This window comes from Pseudorhodoferax aquiterrae (assembly GCF_014652235.1).
GTDB classification, from domain to species: domain Bacteria; phylum Pseudomonadota; class Gammaproteobacteria; order Burkholderiales; family Burkholderiaceae_C; genus Pseudorhodoferax; species Pseudorhodoferax aquiterrae.
In genome coordinates this window covers 207,176-224,540 of record NZ_BMYK01000002.1, presented here as the reverse complement: position 1 = coordinate 224,540, position 17,365 = coordinate 207,176, and the positions used below count along the sequence as shown (strand labels likewise).

Annotated in this window: 14 protein-coding genes; 7 read left to right on the top strand and 7 right to left on the bottom strand. The window is 70.5% G+C overall.

Annotation, left to right across the window (positions count from 1 at the left end; genetic code table 11):
• Position 1 precedes the first annotated feature (1 nt).
• The 3 genes from IE209_RS03635 to IE209_RS03625 are packed head-to-tail and all read right to left on the bottom strand — an operon-like array spanning position 2 to position 3,773.
• Positions 2-1,639, bottom strand: coding sequence for a (2,3-dihydroxybenzoyl)adenylate synthase (locus tag IE209_RS03635; protein ID WP_189685667.1), 1,638 nt, complete (start codon positions 1,637-1,639; stop codon positions 2-4).
• A complete protein-coding gene (locus IE209_RS03630; protein WP_229882677.1) occupies positions 1,636-2,856 on the bottom strand; it encodes an MFS transporter in 1,221 nt (406 codons plus the stop codon). Before IE209_RS03630 ends, IE209_RS03635 begins: the two co-directional genes overlap by 4 nt.
• A 2-nt stretch (positions 2,857-2,858) precedes the next feature.
• A complete protein-coding gene (locus IE209_RS03625) occupies positions 2,859-3,773 on the bottom strand; it encodes an alpha/beta hydrolase (protein ID WP_189685666.1) in 915 nt (304 codons plus the stop codon).
• 259 nt (positions 3,774-4,032) lie between these two features.
• Here IE209_RS03625 and IE209_RS03620 point away from each other — a divergent pair, with 259 nt between their 5' ends.
• The 4 genes from IE209_RS03620 to IE209_RS03605 are packed head-to-tail and all read left to right on the top strand — an operon-like array spanning position 4,033 to position 7,824.
• The gene (locus tag IE209_RS03620; protein ID WP_229882676.1) at positions 4,033-5,142 is read left to right on the top strand and encodes an ABC transporter substrate-binding protein; all 1,110 of its coding nucleotides are present in this window, start codon (positions 4,033-4,035) and stop codon (positions 5,140-5,142) included.
• Positions 5,143-5,150: 8 nt separating this feature from the next.
• Complete coding sequence (locus IE209_RS03615) at positions 5,151-6,200, top strand: FecCD family ABC transporter permease (RefSeq protein ID WP_229882700.1); 1,050 nt, start codon at positions 5,151-5,153, stop codon at positions 6,198-6,200.
• Positions 6,197-6,991 carry an ABC transporter ATP-binding protein gene (locus IE209_RS03610; protein WP_189685664.1) on the top strand — a complete coding sequence of 265 codons (795 nt, stop codon included), beginning with the start codon at positions 6,197-6,199 and terminating at the stop codon, positions 6,989-6,991. Before IE209_RS03615 ends, IE209_RS03610 begins: the two co-directional genes overlap by 4 nt.
• Positions 6,988-7,824: an alpha/beta hydrolase gene (locus IE209_RS03605; RefSeq protein WP_189685663.1), complete on the top strand. Its 837-nt coding sequence runs from the start codon at positions 6,988-6,990 to the stop codon at positions 7,822-7,824. Before IE209_RS03610 ends, IE209_RS03605 begins: the two co-directional genes overlap by 4 nt.
• A 54-nt stretch (positions 7,825-7,878) precedes the next feature.
• Here the strand turns inward: IE209_RS03605 and IE209_RS03600 are convergent, their stop codons facing one another.
• A complete protein-coding gene (locus tag IE209_RS03600; RefSeq protein WP_229882675.1) occupies positions 7,879-9,303 on the bottom strand; it encodes a YncE family protein in 1,425 nt (474 codons plus the stop codon).
• Positions 9,304-9,489: 186 nt separating this feature from the next.
• A complete protein-coding gene (gene dinB, locus IE209_RS03595) occupies positions 9,490-10,689 on the bottom strand; it encodes a DNA polymerase IV (RefSeq protein WP_189685662.1) in 1,200 nt (399 codons plus the stop codon).
• Positions 10,690-10,822: 133 nt separating this feature from the next.
• Between dinB and IE209_RS03590 the strand changes: the two genes are divergently transcribed.
• From IE209_RS03590 to IE209_RS03580, 3 genes are all read left to right on the top strand, one after another.
• Entirely contained in the window at positions 10,823-12,481 is a 1,659-nt protein-coding gene (locus IE209_RS03590) for an acyl-CoA dehydrogenase family protein (protein ID WP_189685661.1), read from the top strand.
• A 44-nt stretch (positions 12,482-12,525) separates the two neighbouring features.
• Complete coding sequence (locus tag IE209_RS03585; RefSeq protein ID WP_189685660.1) at positions 12,526-14,763, top strand: NADP-dependent isocitrate dehydrogenase; 2,238 nt, start codon at positions 12,526-12,528, stop codon at positions 14,761-14,763.
• A gap of 71 nt (positions 14,764-14,834) precedes the next feature.
• Complete coding sequence (locus tag IE209_RS03580) at positions 14,835-15,773, top strand: MYG1 family protein (protein WP_189685659.1); 939 nt, start codon at positions 14,835-14,837, stop codon at positions 15,771-15,773.
• Between the two features lie 18 nt (positions 15,774-15,791).
• Here IE209_RS03580 and IE209_RS03575 read toward each other — a convergent pair whose 3' ends face one another.
• Both IE209_RS03575 and IE209_RS03570 read right to left on the bottom strand, forming a co-directional pair.
• The gene (locus tag IE209_RS03575; RefSeq protein ID WP_189685658.1) at positions 15,792-16,724 is read right to left on the bottom strand and encodes an exopolyphosphatase; all 933 of its coding nucleotides are present in this window, start codon (positions 16,722-16,724) and stop codon (positions 15,792-15,794) included.
• A gap of 113 nt (positions 16,725-16,837) precedes the next feature.
• Positions 16,838-17,323: a MarR family winged helix-turn-helix transcriptional regulator gene (locus tag IE209_RS03570; RefSeq protein WP_189685657.1), complete on the bottom strand. Its 486-nt coding sequence runs from the start codon at positions 17,321-17,323 to the stop codon at positions 16,838-16,840.
• Between the last annotated feature and the right edge of the window lie 42 nt (positions 17,324-17,365).

Genomic DNA, 17,365 nt, shown 5'->3' with positions numbered 1-17,365 from the left:
GTCACTTGGTTTCGCTGGCCAGAAAGTCGGCGCGCAAGCGCGCGCGCAGTTCCTTGCGGCTGGTCTTGCCGACGGCGGTCTGGTCGAAGGCCGGCACGAAGACGATCTGGTCCGGGATCTTGAAGGCCGCCACGCCGCGGCCGCGCATCCAGGCCTTGACCTCGGGCGGGCGCGGCTTCTCCCCGTGCGGGATCACGAAGGCGCAGATGCGCTCGCCCAGATACTCATCGGGGATGGAGACCACGGCCACGTCGAAGACCTGCGGGTGGGCCAGCAGGTGGTCTTCCACCTCTTCGGCCGAGATCTTCTCGCCCGCGCGGTTGATGTGGTCGTGCGCGCGGCCCTGCACCACGAGGTAGCCGCCCGGCTTGCGCAGCACCATGTCGCCGGTGCGGTAGAAGCCGTCGGCCGTGAAGCTGCGCGCGTTGGCGGCCTCGTCGTTGTGGTAGCCGCGGATGGTGTAGGGGCCGCGCGTGAGCAGATGGCCCACCGTGCCGTCGGGCACCGGCTGGCCGGCGTCGTCGACGACGAGCACCTCGTCGTCGGGGCTGATGGGGCGGCCCTGGGTGCCGAGGATGGTGTCCTCGTCGTCGTCCAGCCGCGTGTAGTTGACCAGGCCCTCGGCCATGCCGAAGACCTGCTGCAGTTTCACAGGCAGGCCGGCGACCACGCGCCGCGCGGCCTCGGGCGTGAGCTTGGCACCGCCGACCTGCAGCACGCGCAGGCTGGACAGGTCGTGCGGCGTGGTCGCCGCGGCCTGGGCCCACAGCAGCGCGAGCGGCGGCACCAGGCCGAGGTCGGTCACGCGTTCGCGTTCGATGAGCGGGAAGGCCTGGTCCGGCGAGGGCGAGGGCGACAGCACCACGGTGCCGCCGGCATACAGCACGCCCAGCGCGCCAGGCGAGCTCATCGGGAAGTTGTGCGCGGCCGGCAACGCGACCAGATAAACCGAATCCTGCGTGATGCCGCAAATGGTGTTGGAGGCGCGGAAGCTGTAGATGTAGTCGTCGTGCGTGCGCGGGATCAGCTTCGAGAGACCCGTGGAGCCGCCCGAAATCTGCAGGAAGGCGACCGACTGCGGGTCCGGGTCCTGCCGGGGCAGCGCGGCCGGGTCGCCGGCCAGGCTGTCCAGTGCCGTGAACTCCTGGGCATCGCCGACCACGATGACCTCGCGCAGGCCCAGATCCATGGCGAGGATCTCGCGCGCGAGCGGCCGGTGGTCGAAGCCGTCGTAGCGGTCGGCCACCACATAGGCCGAGGCCTGGGCCTTCTTCACGAAGTGGGCGATCTCGGTGCTGCGGTGCGCGGGCAGGGCGTAGACCGGCACCAGACCGGCGCGGAACAGGCCGAACACCACGGCGTAGAACGCCGGGATGTTGCCCAGCTGCACGACCACGCGCTCGCCGGGCTGCAGGCCGCGCGCCAGCAGGCCGGCGGCGATGGCCTCGGCGCGGCGGGCCAGCTCGGCATAGGTCCAGCGCGCGTCGCCGCCGACGATGGCGGTGCGCTCGGCAAAGCGGGCGGCGCGATCGCGCAGCATGGCGGGGAAGGTTTCGCCGCGCCAGTGGCCGGCCGCGCGGTAGCGCGCGACCAGATCGGCGGGCCAGGTCTGGCGCAAGGGAATCAGTGGATCGGTCATGCGGTCGCCGCGCGCCGCAGGCGCGCGAAGGAGAAGATCGCCAGGGCCCAGAGCCCCGCGCCCACCAGCAGGTAGGGCAGGGCCGGCGAGACCCGGTACAGCAGCGTGCCGGCCATGGGGCCGAGCACCATGCCCAGGCCCTGGGCGGCCGACAGCGTGCCGGCGGCCGCACCCTGCTCGTGCGGCTGCACGGCATTGGCGGCCATGGCCTGGAAGTTGGGGAAGATCAGGCCCATGCCGAACGCGGCCACGCCATAGCTGCCCAGCAGCATGCCTTGCGATTGCACGGCCGCCACGCTGGCGAAGCCGCTGCCGGCGATGACGGCGCCCAGCACGATCCAGCGCGCCGGCGGCACGGTCTTCCAACGCATCACGCATTGCTGCGAGACGATCAGCGCGCAGCCCACGCAGGTCAGCGCGAGGCCGGCCACACGCGCGCCCTGGTCCACGGGCAGGGCCAGCCGGTCGATCGCGTAGAAGCCGACCAGCACCTGGGCGATGGCGACCGAGCCCATGGCCGCGAAGCCGGTCAGCGCGGCCACGCGCAGCCGCTTGTCGAACAGGCCCATGGGCTTGGCGCCCGGCGGGCGCTGCGCCGCGGGCCTGCCCCCCGGCAGCGCCAGCCAGACGACCGCCAGCGCGATCACGGGCAGCGCGGCCGCCGCGTACAAGGCAAGCGCCAGGTCACGCCCGGCCAGCCAGCCGGCCGCTGCGGGGCCGAGCACCAGGCCCATGGCGTTGGCCGAGCCCAGCTTGGCCATGGCGACGGGGCGTTCGCGCGGCAGCGTGTGGTCGGCCACCACGGCGGCCGCGGTCGGCGGCACCGCGGCGTAGAAGGCGCCGATGGCGGCGCGCGCGCCGACCAGCAGGGCCAGCGCGGCCAGGCCGCCGATCTTCTGGTGCAGCGCGAGGTCGATGCCCGCCGCCAGCACCCAGTAGGCCAGGGCGAAGGCCGCGAAACCGACCAGCAGCACGGGCTTGCGGCCGCGCCGGTCGCCCACGCCGCCCCACCAGCGTGCCAGCAGCATCCAGAGCAGGCCGCCGGCCGTGACCGACAGGCCGGCCACCCATTCGGGCAGCGCGAGCCGGCGCACGATGGGGCCGACCACGGCGACGAAGGCCATCATGGCCATGGTGCCGGTCAGCGCGGCGAACACCAGCGGGCCCATGGGCGGCGGCGCGGCGCGCACGGCGGTGGGGGTGGAGGTGGCGTCCATGTTCAGGCAGCGGCGAAGGCCAGCGTGGGCGGGATGGAAGCTGGCCGCATCGGCCCGTGGCCGACGCCCGGGAACGGCTGGTAGGTCGTCGCCAGGCCGGCGCGCCGGGCCTGGCGTTCTGCGAGCTGGGGTGTGGCTTCGCTGAGCATCGCGCGGCGGTTGCGGGCCTCCCCGTCCATGCCGGGCCGCTGCGACCGCGTGGCCGTGCCGGCGCCGCCGGCCATCAGCAGCAGCTGCGTGGGCCGGCCGGGAGGGAGCGGCCGCGCGCGTTGTTCGACCGACAGCAGGTAGCCGTCATGCCACCAGAGCGAGGGATCGGCCGCGGCGTAGCGCGTGAACAGCTGCGGCCGCGTGAACAGCGTGTAGAGCGCGAGCAGGCCGCCGTAGGAATGGCCCCAGAGTGTCGTGCGCGCAGGATCGCAGGGCGCACGGCGATGGAGCTCGGGCAGCACCTGCTGCGCCACGAGGTCCAGGAACAGGTCCGCGCCACCGCCCGGGCGCTGGCGCCGGGCATCGTCCCAGGTCGGGGTTTCGCCGGGCACGGGCGGCGTGTAGTCGAAGGCGCGGGCCGCGAGGTCCAGGCCCTGCGCGGTCTCGTAGCCCAGCGTGGCGATGGCCAGCGGGCTGCTTTGCGCCTGGCGGGCCAGCAGTTCGTGGCCGAGCGCGTCGAAGGCGGCATTGCCGTCCAGCATGACGAGCAGCGGATGGCCTCTGGCCGGCGGCCTGGCGTCGGGCAGCAGCAGCTGCACGCGGTAGTGGCGCTGACCGTCGGCCGACGCCAGGCCGAAGCTTTCGCTGCGGTAGGGCGTGGCGGCCGGCGGAGCCGCCGTGCAGGCCTGCAGGCCGATGGCTGCCAGCGTCAGCAGCAGGCTGCGGCGCGGTGCGGAAACCGAGAACGAAGGAATGGAACAGGCCAAGGATCGAAAAACAGTCAAGGCATGCGGCCGGCGCATCGGGCGTCTGCCGGCGCCATGCCCTCCACGGAGGCCGATCGCAGGATCGGTCCGGCTTGTAGATGAGAATTATTTGTACTGAGACATTCTAGGTGCCGTCCATGCCCATCGGGTGCATCAGGCCTTTGCTTCGCAATACTTTGCATTGGCGTGGGGCGGTGCCGGCGCTGCGCGCGGGCCCTGTGGCAACATGCGCGGTTTGCGTTGTAGATAGGAATCGTTCTTGAAAACTAGCCTGTACCGCACCGTGGTGGCCTGCGGCCTGGTGCTGGCGGCCCTGCTCGCGTCCCTCGGTGTAGCGGCCGCGGCCGAACTCACCGATCTGAACGGCCGCAAGGTGCGCGTGCCCGACCAGGTGCGCAAGATTTCCATCGACGATGGCCGCTTCCTGGTCGCGCTGTCGCTGATCCAGCCCGACCCCGTGCAATGGCTGGCCGCCTGGCCCCGCGACGTGCACCGCATCGGCGAGGCGAGCTATGCGCAGTACGTCGCGAGGTTCCCGGCGCTGCGCAACGTGCCGCAGGTAGCGTCCTCGGCCGGCAGCTTCAACCTGGAGGCCGTGCTGGCCGCCGCGCCCGACGTGGCCGTGGTTTCCGTGGGCTCGGGTCCTTCCCAGGCGCAGGCGGCGCAGCTGCAGGCGGCCGGCATCCCGGTGGTGTTCATCGACTTCTTCGACAACCCGTTCCGGAACCAGGAGCCCAGCCTGCGCATCCTGGGCCAGCTGACGGGCGGCCAGGCCAAGGCCGAAGCCTTCATCGCCTTGCGCCGCGCACACCTGGACAGGATTGCCCAGCGCGTGGCCCGACTTGCGCCCACGGCCCGGCCCACGGTGTTCCTGGAGGCCCACGCGGGCATGACGGGCGACTGCTGCAACTCGCCGGGCAAGGGCAACATGGGCGAGTACATCGACTTCGTGGGCGGCCACAACATCGGCGCCGACGTACTCAAGGCGCCGACCGGCAAGCTCAACATCGAGTACGTGATGTCGCGCGACCCCCAGGTCTACATCGCCACGGGCGGCGCCCACCTGGAAAAGAGCGGCGGCCTGGTGCTGGGTGCGGGTTACGACGCAGCGCGTGCGCGCGCCTCGCTGGCCGCCGTGACGCAGCGCCAGGCCATCGCCCAGCTGTCGGCCGTCAAGAGCGGCCGGAGCTTCGGCCTGGCCCACCAGCTCATCAACTCGCCGATCGACATCGTCGCGATCGAGGCCTTCGCGACCTGGATCCACCCCGAACTGTTCCAGGACGTGGACCCGGCGAAGACGCTGGCCGAGATCAACCGCCGGTTCCTGGCCGTGCCATACCAGGGCGCGGGCTGGACTGCGCTGCGATGAGCGCGACGCTGCCCCTGAGCGCGGGCGATGTGCTCGCGGCCTACCGGCGCCTGGTCGTGCGCCGCATGCTGATCGTGGCGGGCCTGGCGCTGCTGTGCGTGGCGGCCTTCGCGCTGGACCTCGTGACCGGCCCCTCGTCGCTGACGGCCGCCCAAGTGCTGGGCGGCATCCTCGCGCCGGAGAGCCTGAGCCTGCCGCAGCAGGCCATCGTCTGGCAGGTGCGCCTGCCCTATGCGCTGATGGCCGTGCTGGTCGGCGCCGCGCTGTCGCTGGCCGGCGCCGAGATGCAGACCATTCTGAACAACCCGCTGGCCAGCCCCTTCACGCTGGGCGTGTCCTCGGCCGCCTCGTTCGGCGCGGCGCTGGCCATCGTGCTGGGCATCAGCCTGCCCTGGGTGCCGCTGCAGTGGATGGTGCCGCTCAACGCCTTCGTGTTCGCGTTCGGCTCGGTGCTGCTGCTGCAACTCATGGCGCGTCGCCGCGGCGCGGGGGTGGAGACCGTGGTGCTGCTGGGCATCGCGCTGGTGTTCGCGTTCAATGCGCTGGTCGCGCTGGTGCAGTTCCTGTCTTCGCAGGAGGCGCTGCAGCAGCTCGTGTTCTGGAGCATGGGCTCGCTGTCGCGCGCGACCTGGAGCCACGTCGGCGTGCTGGCCGAGGTGCTGGTGCTGGTGCTGCCGTTCTCGCTGCTGGCGGCCGGGCGGCTGACCTCGCTGCGCCTGGGCGAGGACCGCGCGCGCAGCTTCGGCGTGGACGTGGGCCGGCTGCGCTTTCTCGCGCTGCTGCGCGTGAGCCTGCTGGCCGCGACCTCGGTGGCCTTCGCGGGCACCATCGGCTTCATCGGCCTGGTGGGTCCGCACATGGCGCGGCTGCTGCTCGGCGAGGACCACCGCTTCCTGCTGCCGGCCAGCGTGCTGTGCGGGGCGCTGGTGATGTCGCTGGCCTCGGTGGCCAGCAAGACGCTGGTGCCGGGCGCGATCATGCCGGTGGGCATCGTGACGGCCATCGTGGGCGTGCCGGTATTCCTGTTCCTGATCTTCCGCAGCCGGGATCGCGCATGACGCGGAGCGACACATTGCAGGTGCGCGGCCTGGCCACGGGCTACCGCGCGCGCCAGATCATCCGCGGGCTGGACCTGCCCGACCTGCGCGCCGGCGAGGTGCATTCCCTGGTCGGCCCCAATGCGGCCGGCAAGAGCACGCTGATGCGCGCGCTGGCCGGCCTGCAGCCGGCCAGCGGTTCGGTGCGCCTGGGCGGCGAGGAACTCGTGGGCCTGCCGCTGGCCGAGCATGCGCGCCGCGTGACCTACATGCCGCAGACGCTGCCGCAGGGCGTGGCGCTGTCGGTGCTCGAAAGCGTGCTGGGTGCCCTGCAGGCCTCGGCCACGGGCCATCCGGACGGGGACAGCCACGACGCCGCCCAGCGGCGCGCCGTGGCCATCCTCGAGCGCGTGGGCATCCTGCACCTGGCGATGGAAGGGCTGGACCATCTGTCCGGCGGCCAGCGCCAGCTGGTCTCGCTGGCCCAGGCCCTGGTGCGCGCGCCGCGCGTGCTGCTGCTCGACGAGCCCATCAGCGCGCTCGACCTGCAGCACCAGCTGCGTGTGATGCGGCTGGTGCAGGAACTCGCGCGCGAGCGCGGCATGATCGCCATCATGGTCCTGCACGACCTGCAGATCGCGGCGCGCTGGTCCGACGGCATCGTGATGCTGTCGCAGGGGGCGGTCGTGGCCACGGGCACGCCGGGCGAGGCCATCACGCCTGCGTCGCTGGCCCGGGTCTACGGCGTGCAGGCGCGCGTGGAGCATTGCTCGCGCGGCGGGCTGCAGATCATGGTGGACGAGGTGCTGTGAGCGGCGCCTGGTCCAGCGTCGAGGTGCCGGGTGCGCGGACGCGGCGCTGGCAAGCCCGGGCCAATGGCCAGACCTACCGCATCAGCGTCTGGGTGCCGCCCGGCACGCCGCCGCCCGGCGGCTTCCCCGCCGTGTATGTGCTCGACGCCAACGCGCTGTTCGGGACCTTCGTGGAACTCGTGCGCCGCTCCAGCCGGCGGCCCGACGCGACCGGCATCGTGCCGACCGCCGTGGTCGGCATCGCGCACGATGGCGACGCGTTGTTCGCCGAGCCGCTGCGCCGGCGCGACTTCACCGCGGGTCCGTCCGCCGATGGATCGGTGGCGGACGGAGTGGGGGGCGCATCCGGTTTCCTGGCCTTCATCGCCGACGAACTCCTGCCTGCGCTGCGCGCCGAACTGCCGCTGGACAGCGCAGGCCAGACCCTGTTCGGCCATTCGCTCGCCGGCCACTTCGTGCTGCAGGCCCTGGCCGCACGGCCGCGAGCGTTCCGTACCTGGGCCGCCGTCAGCCCCTCGGTCTGGTGGGACGAGGCCGGGCTGCGTGCGGCGCTCGCCGCGGCCCTGCCGGGCCAGCCGGACCCGCGCGTGTTCATGGCCGCCGGTGCCTGGGAGGACGCGGTGCCGCCTTGGCAGCGCCAGCAGCCCGGCTACGACCAGCTGGTCGCGCGGCGCGCGCAGCGCCGCATGGTCGCCAGCGCCCAGGCGTTGGCCGAGGACATGACGGCCTGGCTGGGGGCGGAGCGGCTCGCGTTCCGCATCTTCCCCGACGAAGACCATGCCTCGGTGGTCATGGTCGCGGCGCAGCGCGTGCTGCGCTTTTGTTCCGCCTGACAAGGAAAAACGCCCCGGAGACCGGGGCGTTCTGCCGGGTGCGCGCGATGCTGCTCAGCGCACCGTGATGCGGCCGATGCGGTCGCCTTCGCCGTCGTCCGCGCTGCGCGCCTTGTTGACCGTGAAGGCCGTGCCCTTGCCGTCCAGCGCGATGTGGTTGGGGAAGCTGCCCACGTCCAGGTTGCCGACGATCTTGCCGTCCGGATCGAGGATGGTCACGGTGTCGCTTGCGCGGTTGGCGGCGTAGACCAGACGGCGCACGGGGTCGAAGCTCACGTTCAGCGTGCCGGCGCCGACCTTCACGTCGTGCAGCGTCTTGCCGGTCTTGGCATCGACGATGACCACGTTGTCCGAGCCCTGGGCCGCGACGAAGATGCGGTCGCTCTGCGCATCGTAGGCGATGCCGGAGGCCGACACGGCGGTCTCGACCGGGAACACCTTCTCGACGGTGTCGGTGCGGGTGTTGACGATGGCCACCTCGCCGCCCGCGCTCACGACGAACAGGCGGCTGCCCGCCTGGTCCAGCGCCAGGCTCATGGGCGAAAAGGGCTTGGCCTGCGGGCCGCGGATGCCGGTCTGGATCGGGATGTTCTTGAGCAGGGCCGGGGCCTTGGTGCTGAACACGGCGATCTGCGGGTCGCCAACCGGCGAGGCGTAGGCCTTGCCCTGCACGCCGTCCACGAGGATGTCGCGCGCATGCGGCACCAGGCCGGGCTCGAACTGCTTGACGATGGCGAGGTCGGACTGGCGGTACACGGCCACCGTGTCCTGGCGCGTGTTGGTCACCCAGACGTTGCCGTTGGCATCGTCCACGCCCACGCCGTAGACCGCGTACAGGCCGGGCAGGGCGTTGGCGGCTGGAGCCGGCGCGGCGGGACGGCTTGGCGCCACAGGGGCGGTCACGCGCTGCTCGATCGCCAGCGTCTGCGCGTTGACCTTCACAAGCTCGCTGCGCGTGATGGGCGGGCGGCCCACGGCGGAGGTCACGAACACGCGGTCGGTCCTGGCCGAGTAGCCGGCCTGGTACAGACCGGGCACCAGCGGCTGCAGTTGCACCTTGAAGCGCTCCTGGCCCGACAGCGGCACGTTCGGCGAGATCTTGAGCGGCACCAGCAGCGAGGCGGCCGGCTCGGCGGCGCTCGCGACCAGGTTGTAGCGGCCCACGTCGGCATCGGCCGGCAGCACGAACTGGGTGCGGAAGTTGCCGTCCTTGTCGGCCGTGGCGGTCTGGCCCAGCACCACGCCGCCATAGCTCACCGTGACCTTCTGGCCCGGCTTGAAGTCGCGGCCCGCCAGCGTCACGGGCTGACCGGCCAGTACCACGGGCGTGTCGGTCACGGCGATGCGGCCCTTGAACGCGGCATCGTTGGCGTCGAACTGCGGGCCCGAGGCGCAGGCCGCCAGGCCCAGCGCCATGGACGCGGCCAGGACCGTCTGGAGCGGGCGCGCCCAGCGTGCAGCAGTACGTCGGTTGTTCATGCAATCTCCCAAGTGGTTGAAGAAAACGGCGCACGGCCGGCGTGACCGTGGCGCTGCGGCATGCCGGGCAGGCCGGCTGCGCAGAGAGGATGAGAATGATTTGTATTGACTGAAGATTCTAAGGATGGCGCGGCGCGCCACCGGGGCGAATGCCCTTACTTCGCAAATCTTTGCATTGCGGCCGGCTCAGAAGAGCTCGCCCGTCACGGGCGTTGGCGCTTCGGTGCGCAGCGCGAGCTCGGCCGGCTTGGCCAGCGAGCCCACGCGCACCCCCAGCAGCCGCAGCCGCCGCTCCAGCGGCACGCGCTTCAAGCACTGGCCTGCCGCCTGGCGGATCTGCCGCGCATCGGCCGTGTGCTGCGCGATGGTCTGGTCCCGCGTGGCGATCCTGAAGTCGTCGAAGCGCAGCTTGATGCCGATGGTCTTGCCCACGTAGCCCTTGCGCTGCAGGTCTTCGGCGACCTTCTCGCACAGCTGCGTGAAGATGGCCGAGAGTTCGGCCCGGTCGCGCACGGCGTGCAGGTCGCGGTCGAAGGTGGTCTCGCGGCTCATGGAGACGGGTTCGCTCTCGGTGACCACGGGCCGGTTGTCGCGGCCCCAGGCTGCCTCGTGCATCCAGGCGCCGTAGGCGCGGCCGAAGTGCTCGATGAGCCAGGCACGGTCCTTGGCCGCGAGGTCGCCGATGGTCGTGATGCCCAGGGCCTGTAGCCTGGCGTCGGCCTTGGGGCCGATGCCGTTGATCTTGCGCGCGGGCAGCGGCCAGATGCGGGGTTCGAGATCGGCTTCGTGCACGATGGAGATGCCATTGGGCTTGTCGAATTCGCTGGCCATCTTGGCAATGAGCTTGTTGGGCGCCACGCCGATCGAACAGGTCAGGCCCGTGCGCTCGAAGATGGACTTCTGGATCAGCCGTGCCAGCACGCGGCCGCCTTCGCGCTGCCCGCCGGGCACTTCCGTGAAGTCGATGTAGACCTCGTCCACGCCGCGGTCTTCCATGAGTGGCGCGATCTCGAGGATGGTGCTCTTGAAGGCGCGCGAGAAGCGCCGGTACTCGTCGAAGTCGACGGGCAGCAGGATGGCCTGGGGGCACAGCTTGGCCGCCTTCATCATGCCCATGGCCGAGCCCACGCCGAAGGCGCGCGCAGGGTAGGTGGCGGTGGTGATGACGCCGCGGCCCTTGTAGTCGCCCAGCCGCGGGAACTGGTCCAGCGGCAGGTCCGCGCCCCGTGCCAGCACGCTGTCGGCCCGGCGCCGCCCGCCGCCGATCACCACGGGCAAGCCTTTCAACTGCGGATAGCGCAGCAGTTCGACGGAGGCGTAGAACGCGTCCATGTCCAGGTGGGCGATGCGGCGGGGCGGGGGCGGCGGGGTCACCCGGGCGAGCATACGTGCTGCCGTGGCGACAACCGGCGCGGCCGCGCAATGGTATACACCCGGTGCATTTGCACCGATTGGCACAGGGGTGGTCTGCCCTGTCGCTATCATCGCCCCCGACCCACCCCCCTTGGAGCCCCTTTCCATGACGTCCGAAAAGGACCTTGTCGATGCCGCGCGCCGCCTGCTTGGCGGCCTGCAAGCCCTGTTCGATGCCGCTGTGCTGGCCGTCGCACAGCGCTGCAGCGCCGGCTCCGGCAGGCTCGACGCAGCGGCCCTCGATGCGGCGCAGGGGGTGTCGTACGAGCTGGCCTGGGCCAGCGCCGAACTGCTGGCCGTACGGACCGTGCTGCAGGCGCCGGCCCCCGCCGGGCTGGACCGGGCGCTGGCCCTGCTGTTCGCGACCGAGGCCATGCGCTCCGTGCAGGGCCGGCTCGACGCCGTGGCCATCGACGCCGACCTGGACGCAACGCCGCTGCACGCCTGGGCCGCCGATCCGCAGTGGCCGGCGCTGCGCCGCGCCGCCGCCGGTCCCGCCGCGCTGACGGCGGCCACGCGCGCCCTGGCCGCCGCAGAGTCGGAGATCGGTCCCGTCGCCGTCAGCGAGGAGGTGGCGATGGCGCGCGACGCGTTCCACCGCTTCGGCGTGGATGTGGTCGCGCCGCTGGCCGCCGCGATCCATGCGCAGGACCTGACCGTCCCCGAAACCATCCTCGGCCCGCTGCGCGAGATGGGCGTGTTCGGCCTGTCGATCCCGCACGAATACGGCGGCAGCGCCCCGGGCCAGCACGACGACACGGCCATGATGATCGCCGTGACCGAGGCCTTGTCCGAGGCCTCCCTGGGCGCGGCCGGCAGCCTGATCACGCGGCCCGAGATCCTCTCGCGCGCGCTGCTCGCCGGCGGCACCGAGGAACAGAAGCAGCACTTCCTGCCGAAGATCGCGGCCGGGGAGCCGCTCTGCGCGATCGCGATGACCGAGCCCGACCATGGCTCGGACGTGGCCAGCCTGGCGCTCAAGGCCACGCGCGTGCCCGGCGGCTGGCGGCTGGACGGTGCCAAGACCTGGTGCACCTTCGCCGGCAAGGCCGGCCTGCTCATGGTCGTGGCACGCACCGACCCCGACAGGGCCGCCGGCTACAAGGGCCTGTCCATCCTGCTGGTCGAGAAGCCCTCGACCGAGGACCACGCTTTCGACTTCCAGCCCGAAGGCGGCGGCCGCCTGCGCGGCAAGGCCATCCCGACCATCGGCTACCGCGGCATGCATTCCTACGAGCTCGCGTTCGAGGACTTCTTCGTGCCGGACAGCCATGTGCTGGGCGGCGAGGCCGGCCTGGGCAAGGGCTTTTACTTCAACATGGCCGGCATGGTCGGCGGGCGCATGCAGACATCTGCGCGCGCCACCGGCGTGATGCGCGCGGCGCTGCGCGAGGCGCTGCGCACCACGCAGGACCGCAAGGTCTTCGGCCAGCTGCTCATCGACTTCCCGCTCACGCAGGCCCGGCTGGCCCAGATGGCCGCGCGCCTGGCCGCCTGCCGCCAGACCGCCTATGCCGTGGGCAACCGGCTCGAGGCGGCCGACGGCCGCATCGAGGCCGCGCAGATCAAGCTGCTGGCCTGCCGTTCGGCAGAATTGCTCACGCGCGATGCGCTGCAACTGCACGGCGGCATGGGCTATGCCGAGGAGACGCCCGTGAGCCGCTACTTCGTGGACGCCCGCGTGCTGTCCATCTTCGAGGGCGCCGAGGAAACCCTCGCGCTCAAGGTCATCGCGCGCGGCCTGTTCGAGAAGGCCATCGCCTGACCACCGTCTTTTTTCACCGTTTCACCACCGCCTAGGAATCCGTCATGGCAGAGACCAAACCCAAGATCATCTACACCCTCACCGACGAGGCGCCGCTGCTGGCGACGCATTCCTTCCTGCCCATCGTGCAGGCCTTCGCCGCACCGGCCGGCATCGACGTGGAAACCAGCGACATCTCGGTGGCCGGCCGCATCCTGGGCCAGTTCCCCGAGTACCTGAGCGAAGACCAGCGCGTGCCGGACAACCTGACGGAGCTGGGCAAGCTCACGCTCAAGCCGCAGGCCAACATCATCAAGCTGCCCAACATCAGCGCCTCGGTGGCCCAGCTCAAGGCCGCCATCAAGGAACTGCAGGACAAGGGCTACAAGATTCCCGACTTCCCCGAGAACCCGAAGACGGACGAGGAGAAGGACATCCGCGCGCGCTACAACAAGTGCACGGGCTCGGCCGTGAACCCGGTGCTGCGCGAAGGCAACTCCGACCGCCGCGCGCCCAAGGCCGTCAAGGAGTACGCACGCAAGAACCCGCACAGCATGGCCGAGTGGAGCCAGGCCTCCCGTTCGCACGTCTCCCACATGCACGCCGGCGACTTCTACCACGGTGAGAAGTCGATGACGCTGGACAAGGCGCGCGACGTGAAGATGGAGCTCATCACCAAGAGCGGCAAGGCCATCGTGCTCAAGCCCAAGGTCTCCCTGCTGGACCGCGAGATCATCGACTCCATGTTCATGAGCAAGAAGGCGCTGGTGGCCTTCTACGAAAAGGAGATCGAGGACGCGCACAAGACCGGCGTGATGTTCTCGCTGCACGTGAAGGCCACCATGATGAAGGTCTCGCACCCCATCGTGTTCGGCCACTGCGTGAAGATCTTCTACAAGGATGCCTTCGAGAAGCACGCCAAGCTGTTCGAGGAACTGGGCGTCAACGTCAACAACGGCATGGTCGATCTGTACACCAAGATCGCCGCGCTGCCGCAGAGCAAGCAGGACGAGATCAAGCGCGACCTGCACGCCTGCCACGAAGGCCGGCCCGAGCTGGCCATGGTCGACTCGGCCAAGGGCATCACCAACTTCCACTCGCCCAACGACATCATCGTGGACGCCTCCATGCCGGCCATGATCCGCAACGGCGGCAAGATGTGGGGTGCCGATGGCCGCCTGAAGGACGTGAAGGCCGTGATGCCCGAATCGACCTTCGCCCGCATCTACCAGGAGATCATCAACTTCTGCAAGTGGCACGGCGCCTTCGATCCCAAGACCATGGGCACGGTGCCCAACGTCGGTCTGATGGCCCAGCAGGCCGAGGAATACGGCTCGCACGACAAGACCTTCGAAGTGCCCGAGGACGGCGTGGCCAACATCACCGACCTCAACACCGGCGAGGTGCTGCTGAGCCAGAACGTGGAGAAGGGCGACATCTGGCGCATGTGCCAGACCAAGGACGCTGCCATCCGCGACTGGGTCAAGCTGGCCGTCACGCGCGCGCGCAACTCGGGCATGCCCGTGGTGTTCTGGCTCGACCAGTACCGCCCGCACGAGGCGCAGATGATCACCAAGGTCAAGATGTACCTGCACGAGCACAACACGGCCGGCCTGGACATCCAGATCATGAGCCAGGTGCGTGCGATGCGTTATACGCTGGAGCGCGTGATCCGCGGCCTGGACACCATCAGCGCCACGGGCAACATCCTGCGCGACTACCTGACCGACCTGTTCCCCATCATGGAACTGGGCACCTCGGCCAAGATGCTGTCCATCGTGCCGCTGATGGCCGGTGGCGGCATGTACGAAACCGGTGCCGGCGGCTCCGCGCCCAAGCACGTGCAGCAGCTGGTGGAAGAGAACCACCTGCGCTGGGATTCGCTGGGCGAATTCCTGGCGCTGGCCGTGAGCCTGGAAGAGCTGGGCATCAAGAACAACAACCCCAAGGCCAAGATCGTGGCCAAGGCGCTGGACGCGGCCACCGGCAAGCTGCTGGACAACAACAAGGGCCCGAGCCCCAAGACCGGCCAGATCGACAACCGCGGCAGCCATTTCTACATCGCGCTGTACTGGGCGCAGGAACTGGCCGCCCAGACCGAGGACGCCGAGCTGGCGGCCAAGTTCGCGCCGCTGGCCAAGGCGCTGACCGAGCAGGAAGCCACCATCGCCAAGGAACTGCTCGAAGTGCAGGGCAAGCCCGCGGACATCGGCGGCTACTACAAGCTGGACGAGGCCAAGGCCGCGGCCGTGATGCGCCCGAGCAAGACGCTGAACGACGCGCTGGCGGCACTGAAGGCCTGATCCTCCGACCGTCGGCACGAAGGGCTGGGAGCGGATGCTCCCGGCCCTTTTTTCTTCACGAGAACCCCACGATGAACACCCCCACCACCATCGCCACCCACAACGGCTCCTTCCACGCGGACGACGTGTTCGGCGTGGCCGTGCTGCGGCTGCTCCATCCCCAGGCGCGGCTGCTGCGCACGCGCGACGCGGCGCTGATCGCCGCGGCCGATTTCGCCGTCGACGTGGGCGGCGAATGGGACGCCGCGCGCGGCCGCTTCGACCACCACCAGCGTGGCTTCGACGGCGCGCGCGCCAGCGGGGTGGTCTACGCCAGTGCCGGCCTGGTCTGGGCGGCGCACGGCCAGTCCCTGGTCGTGCAGCAGTGCGGCGTGGCCGATGCCGTGCAGGCCCGGGCGATCGCCGACAGCCTGGACCGGGAGCTGGTGCAGCACCTGGACCGGGCCGACACTGGCGCGGCCAATGCCGCGCCGGGCCTGTTCGGCCTGTCGGCGTTGCTGGCGCAGTTCAACCTGCCCTGGGACCGGCGCGGCAGTGCCGCCGAGGATGACGCGGCGGCATTGGCGCGCTTCGAGCAGGCGGTGGCGCTTGTGACGCAGCTGCTGCTGGCCGCGCTGGACCAGCAGCGTGCGCGCCACCAGGGCGCGCAGCAGGTGCGCGAAGCGCAGACGCTGCTGGACGGCCGCGTGCTGCAGCTGCCGCGCGGCGGCCTGCCCTGGCGCGAGGTGGCCGGTGCCGAGATGCCGGACCTGTGGTTCGTGGTCTACCCCGACGCCAGCGACCAGCAGCACCAGCTGCATGTGGTGACGGTGGAGCCGCAGTCGTTCCAGGCGCGCAAGGATCTGCCGCGCGCCTGGGCCGGCCTGCGCGATGCCGAACTGGCGCAGGCCAGCGGCGTGGCCGACGCGGTGTTCTGCCACAACGGCCGCTTCATCGCCGGTGCGCGCTCGCTGCAGGGCGCGCTGAAGCTGGCCGAACTGGCCGTGGCGGCCCCCCTCGATCCGAAGTGAGGCCGGGGCGCGGCGGCCTCAGCCCGCCGCGTTGATCTTCTCGACCACCTCGCGCAGCGTGGCGTCGGCCTGCGCGTTGTCGACCTGGCAGGTGCCGGCGGCCTGGTGACCGCCGCCGCCGTACTGCAGCATCAGCTCGCCGATGTTGGCCTGGCTGCTGCGGTCCAGGATGGACTTGCCGGTGGCGAGCACGGTGTTTTGCTTCTGCACGCCCCACATCACGTGGACGGACACCTTGGCGCGCGGGAACAGGGCATAGACCATGAAGCGGTTCACGGCCCAGATGGTTTCTTCCTGGCGCAGGTCCAGCACCACCACGTCGCCGTGCACCTTGCCGCAGCGCAGGATCTGCTCGCGCGCCTTGGCGGCGTGTTCGTCGTACAGGTCCACGCGTTCCTTGACGTCCGGCAGCTCGAGGATCTGGTCGATCGTGTGGTCCCGGCAGTAGCGGATGAGGTCCATCATCAGCGCGTAGTTGCTGATGCGGAACTCGCGGAAGCGGCCCAGGCCCGTGCGCGCGTCCATCAGGTAGTTCAGCAGCACCCAGCCCGTCGGGGCGAGGATCTCGTCGCGCGCGTACTGCGCCGAGTCGGCCTTGTCCACGGCCTCCATCATCTCGTCGGAGATGTTCGCGAAACGCTGTTTGCCGCCGTAGTGGTCGTAGACCACGCGCGCTGCCGATGGCGCGTTGGCGTCGATGATGTGGTTGCTGCCCGCATCCTGGTTGCGGATGGTTTCCGACAGGTGGTGGTCGAAGGCCAGGTGCGCGCCGGCCACGTAGGGCAGGTTGGTCGTGATGTCGCGGTCGGTGATCGCGATCTTGCCGTCCTGCATGTCCTTGGGATGGACGAACAGGATGTCGTCGATCATGTCCAGCTCGTTCAGCAGCACGGCGCAGACGAGGCCGTCGAAGTCGCTGCGGGTGACGAGGCGGTACTTGGGCGTGGGCATGCGCGCTCTCTTTCCGAAGGGGTAAACGCGCGATTGTGGTGGTGCCCAGCGGCCGCCGCCACGCTGCCCAGGCCTCGCGCTGACGGAAGGCGTGGCGCTGCTGCCGAGCGGTGTCAGCCCTCGGGCGCGGCGCTGTCGTCCACGCTGGCATGGTGGGCGATGACGCGCTGCACCATGTCCATGAACTGCCGGCGCTCGGTCTCGGTCAGTGGGTCCAGCATGCGCTGCTGGGCCTGCAGCATGGTGGGCAGCAGTTCCCGGCGCAGCGCTTCGCCCGCCTCCGTCAGGTGCAGCAGCCGCACGCGCCGGTCCTGCGGCGACAGGCTGCGTGCGAGCAGGGCGCGCGCCTCCAGCCGGTCGACCACGCCGCCGATGGTCGAGGTGTCCAGGCTCACGGCTCGGGCCAGCGTGCGCTGGTCGATGCCGGGTTGGTCCGACAGCGTTTGCAGCACCGCGTACTGCACCGGCGTGGTCCCCGCGCTGGCCGCCTCCTGCATGAACACGGCGAACGCGATCTGCTGCAGGCGCCGGATGCTGTGGCCGGGTTGCTGGCGCAGGTCGATGGCGGGCGTCGGCTGGCTGGCGCTGGTCTTCTTCATGGCGCCCATTCTCCCATTGCACAAATAATACGTATGCTGATA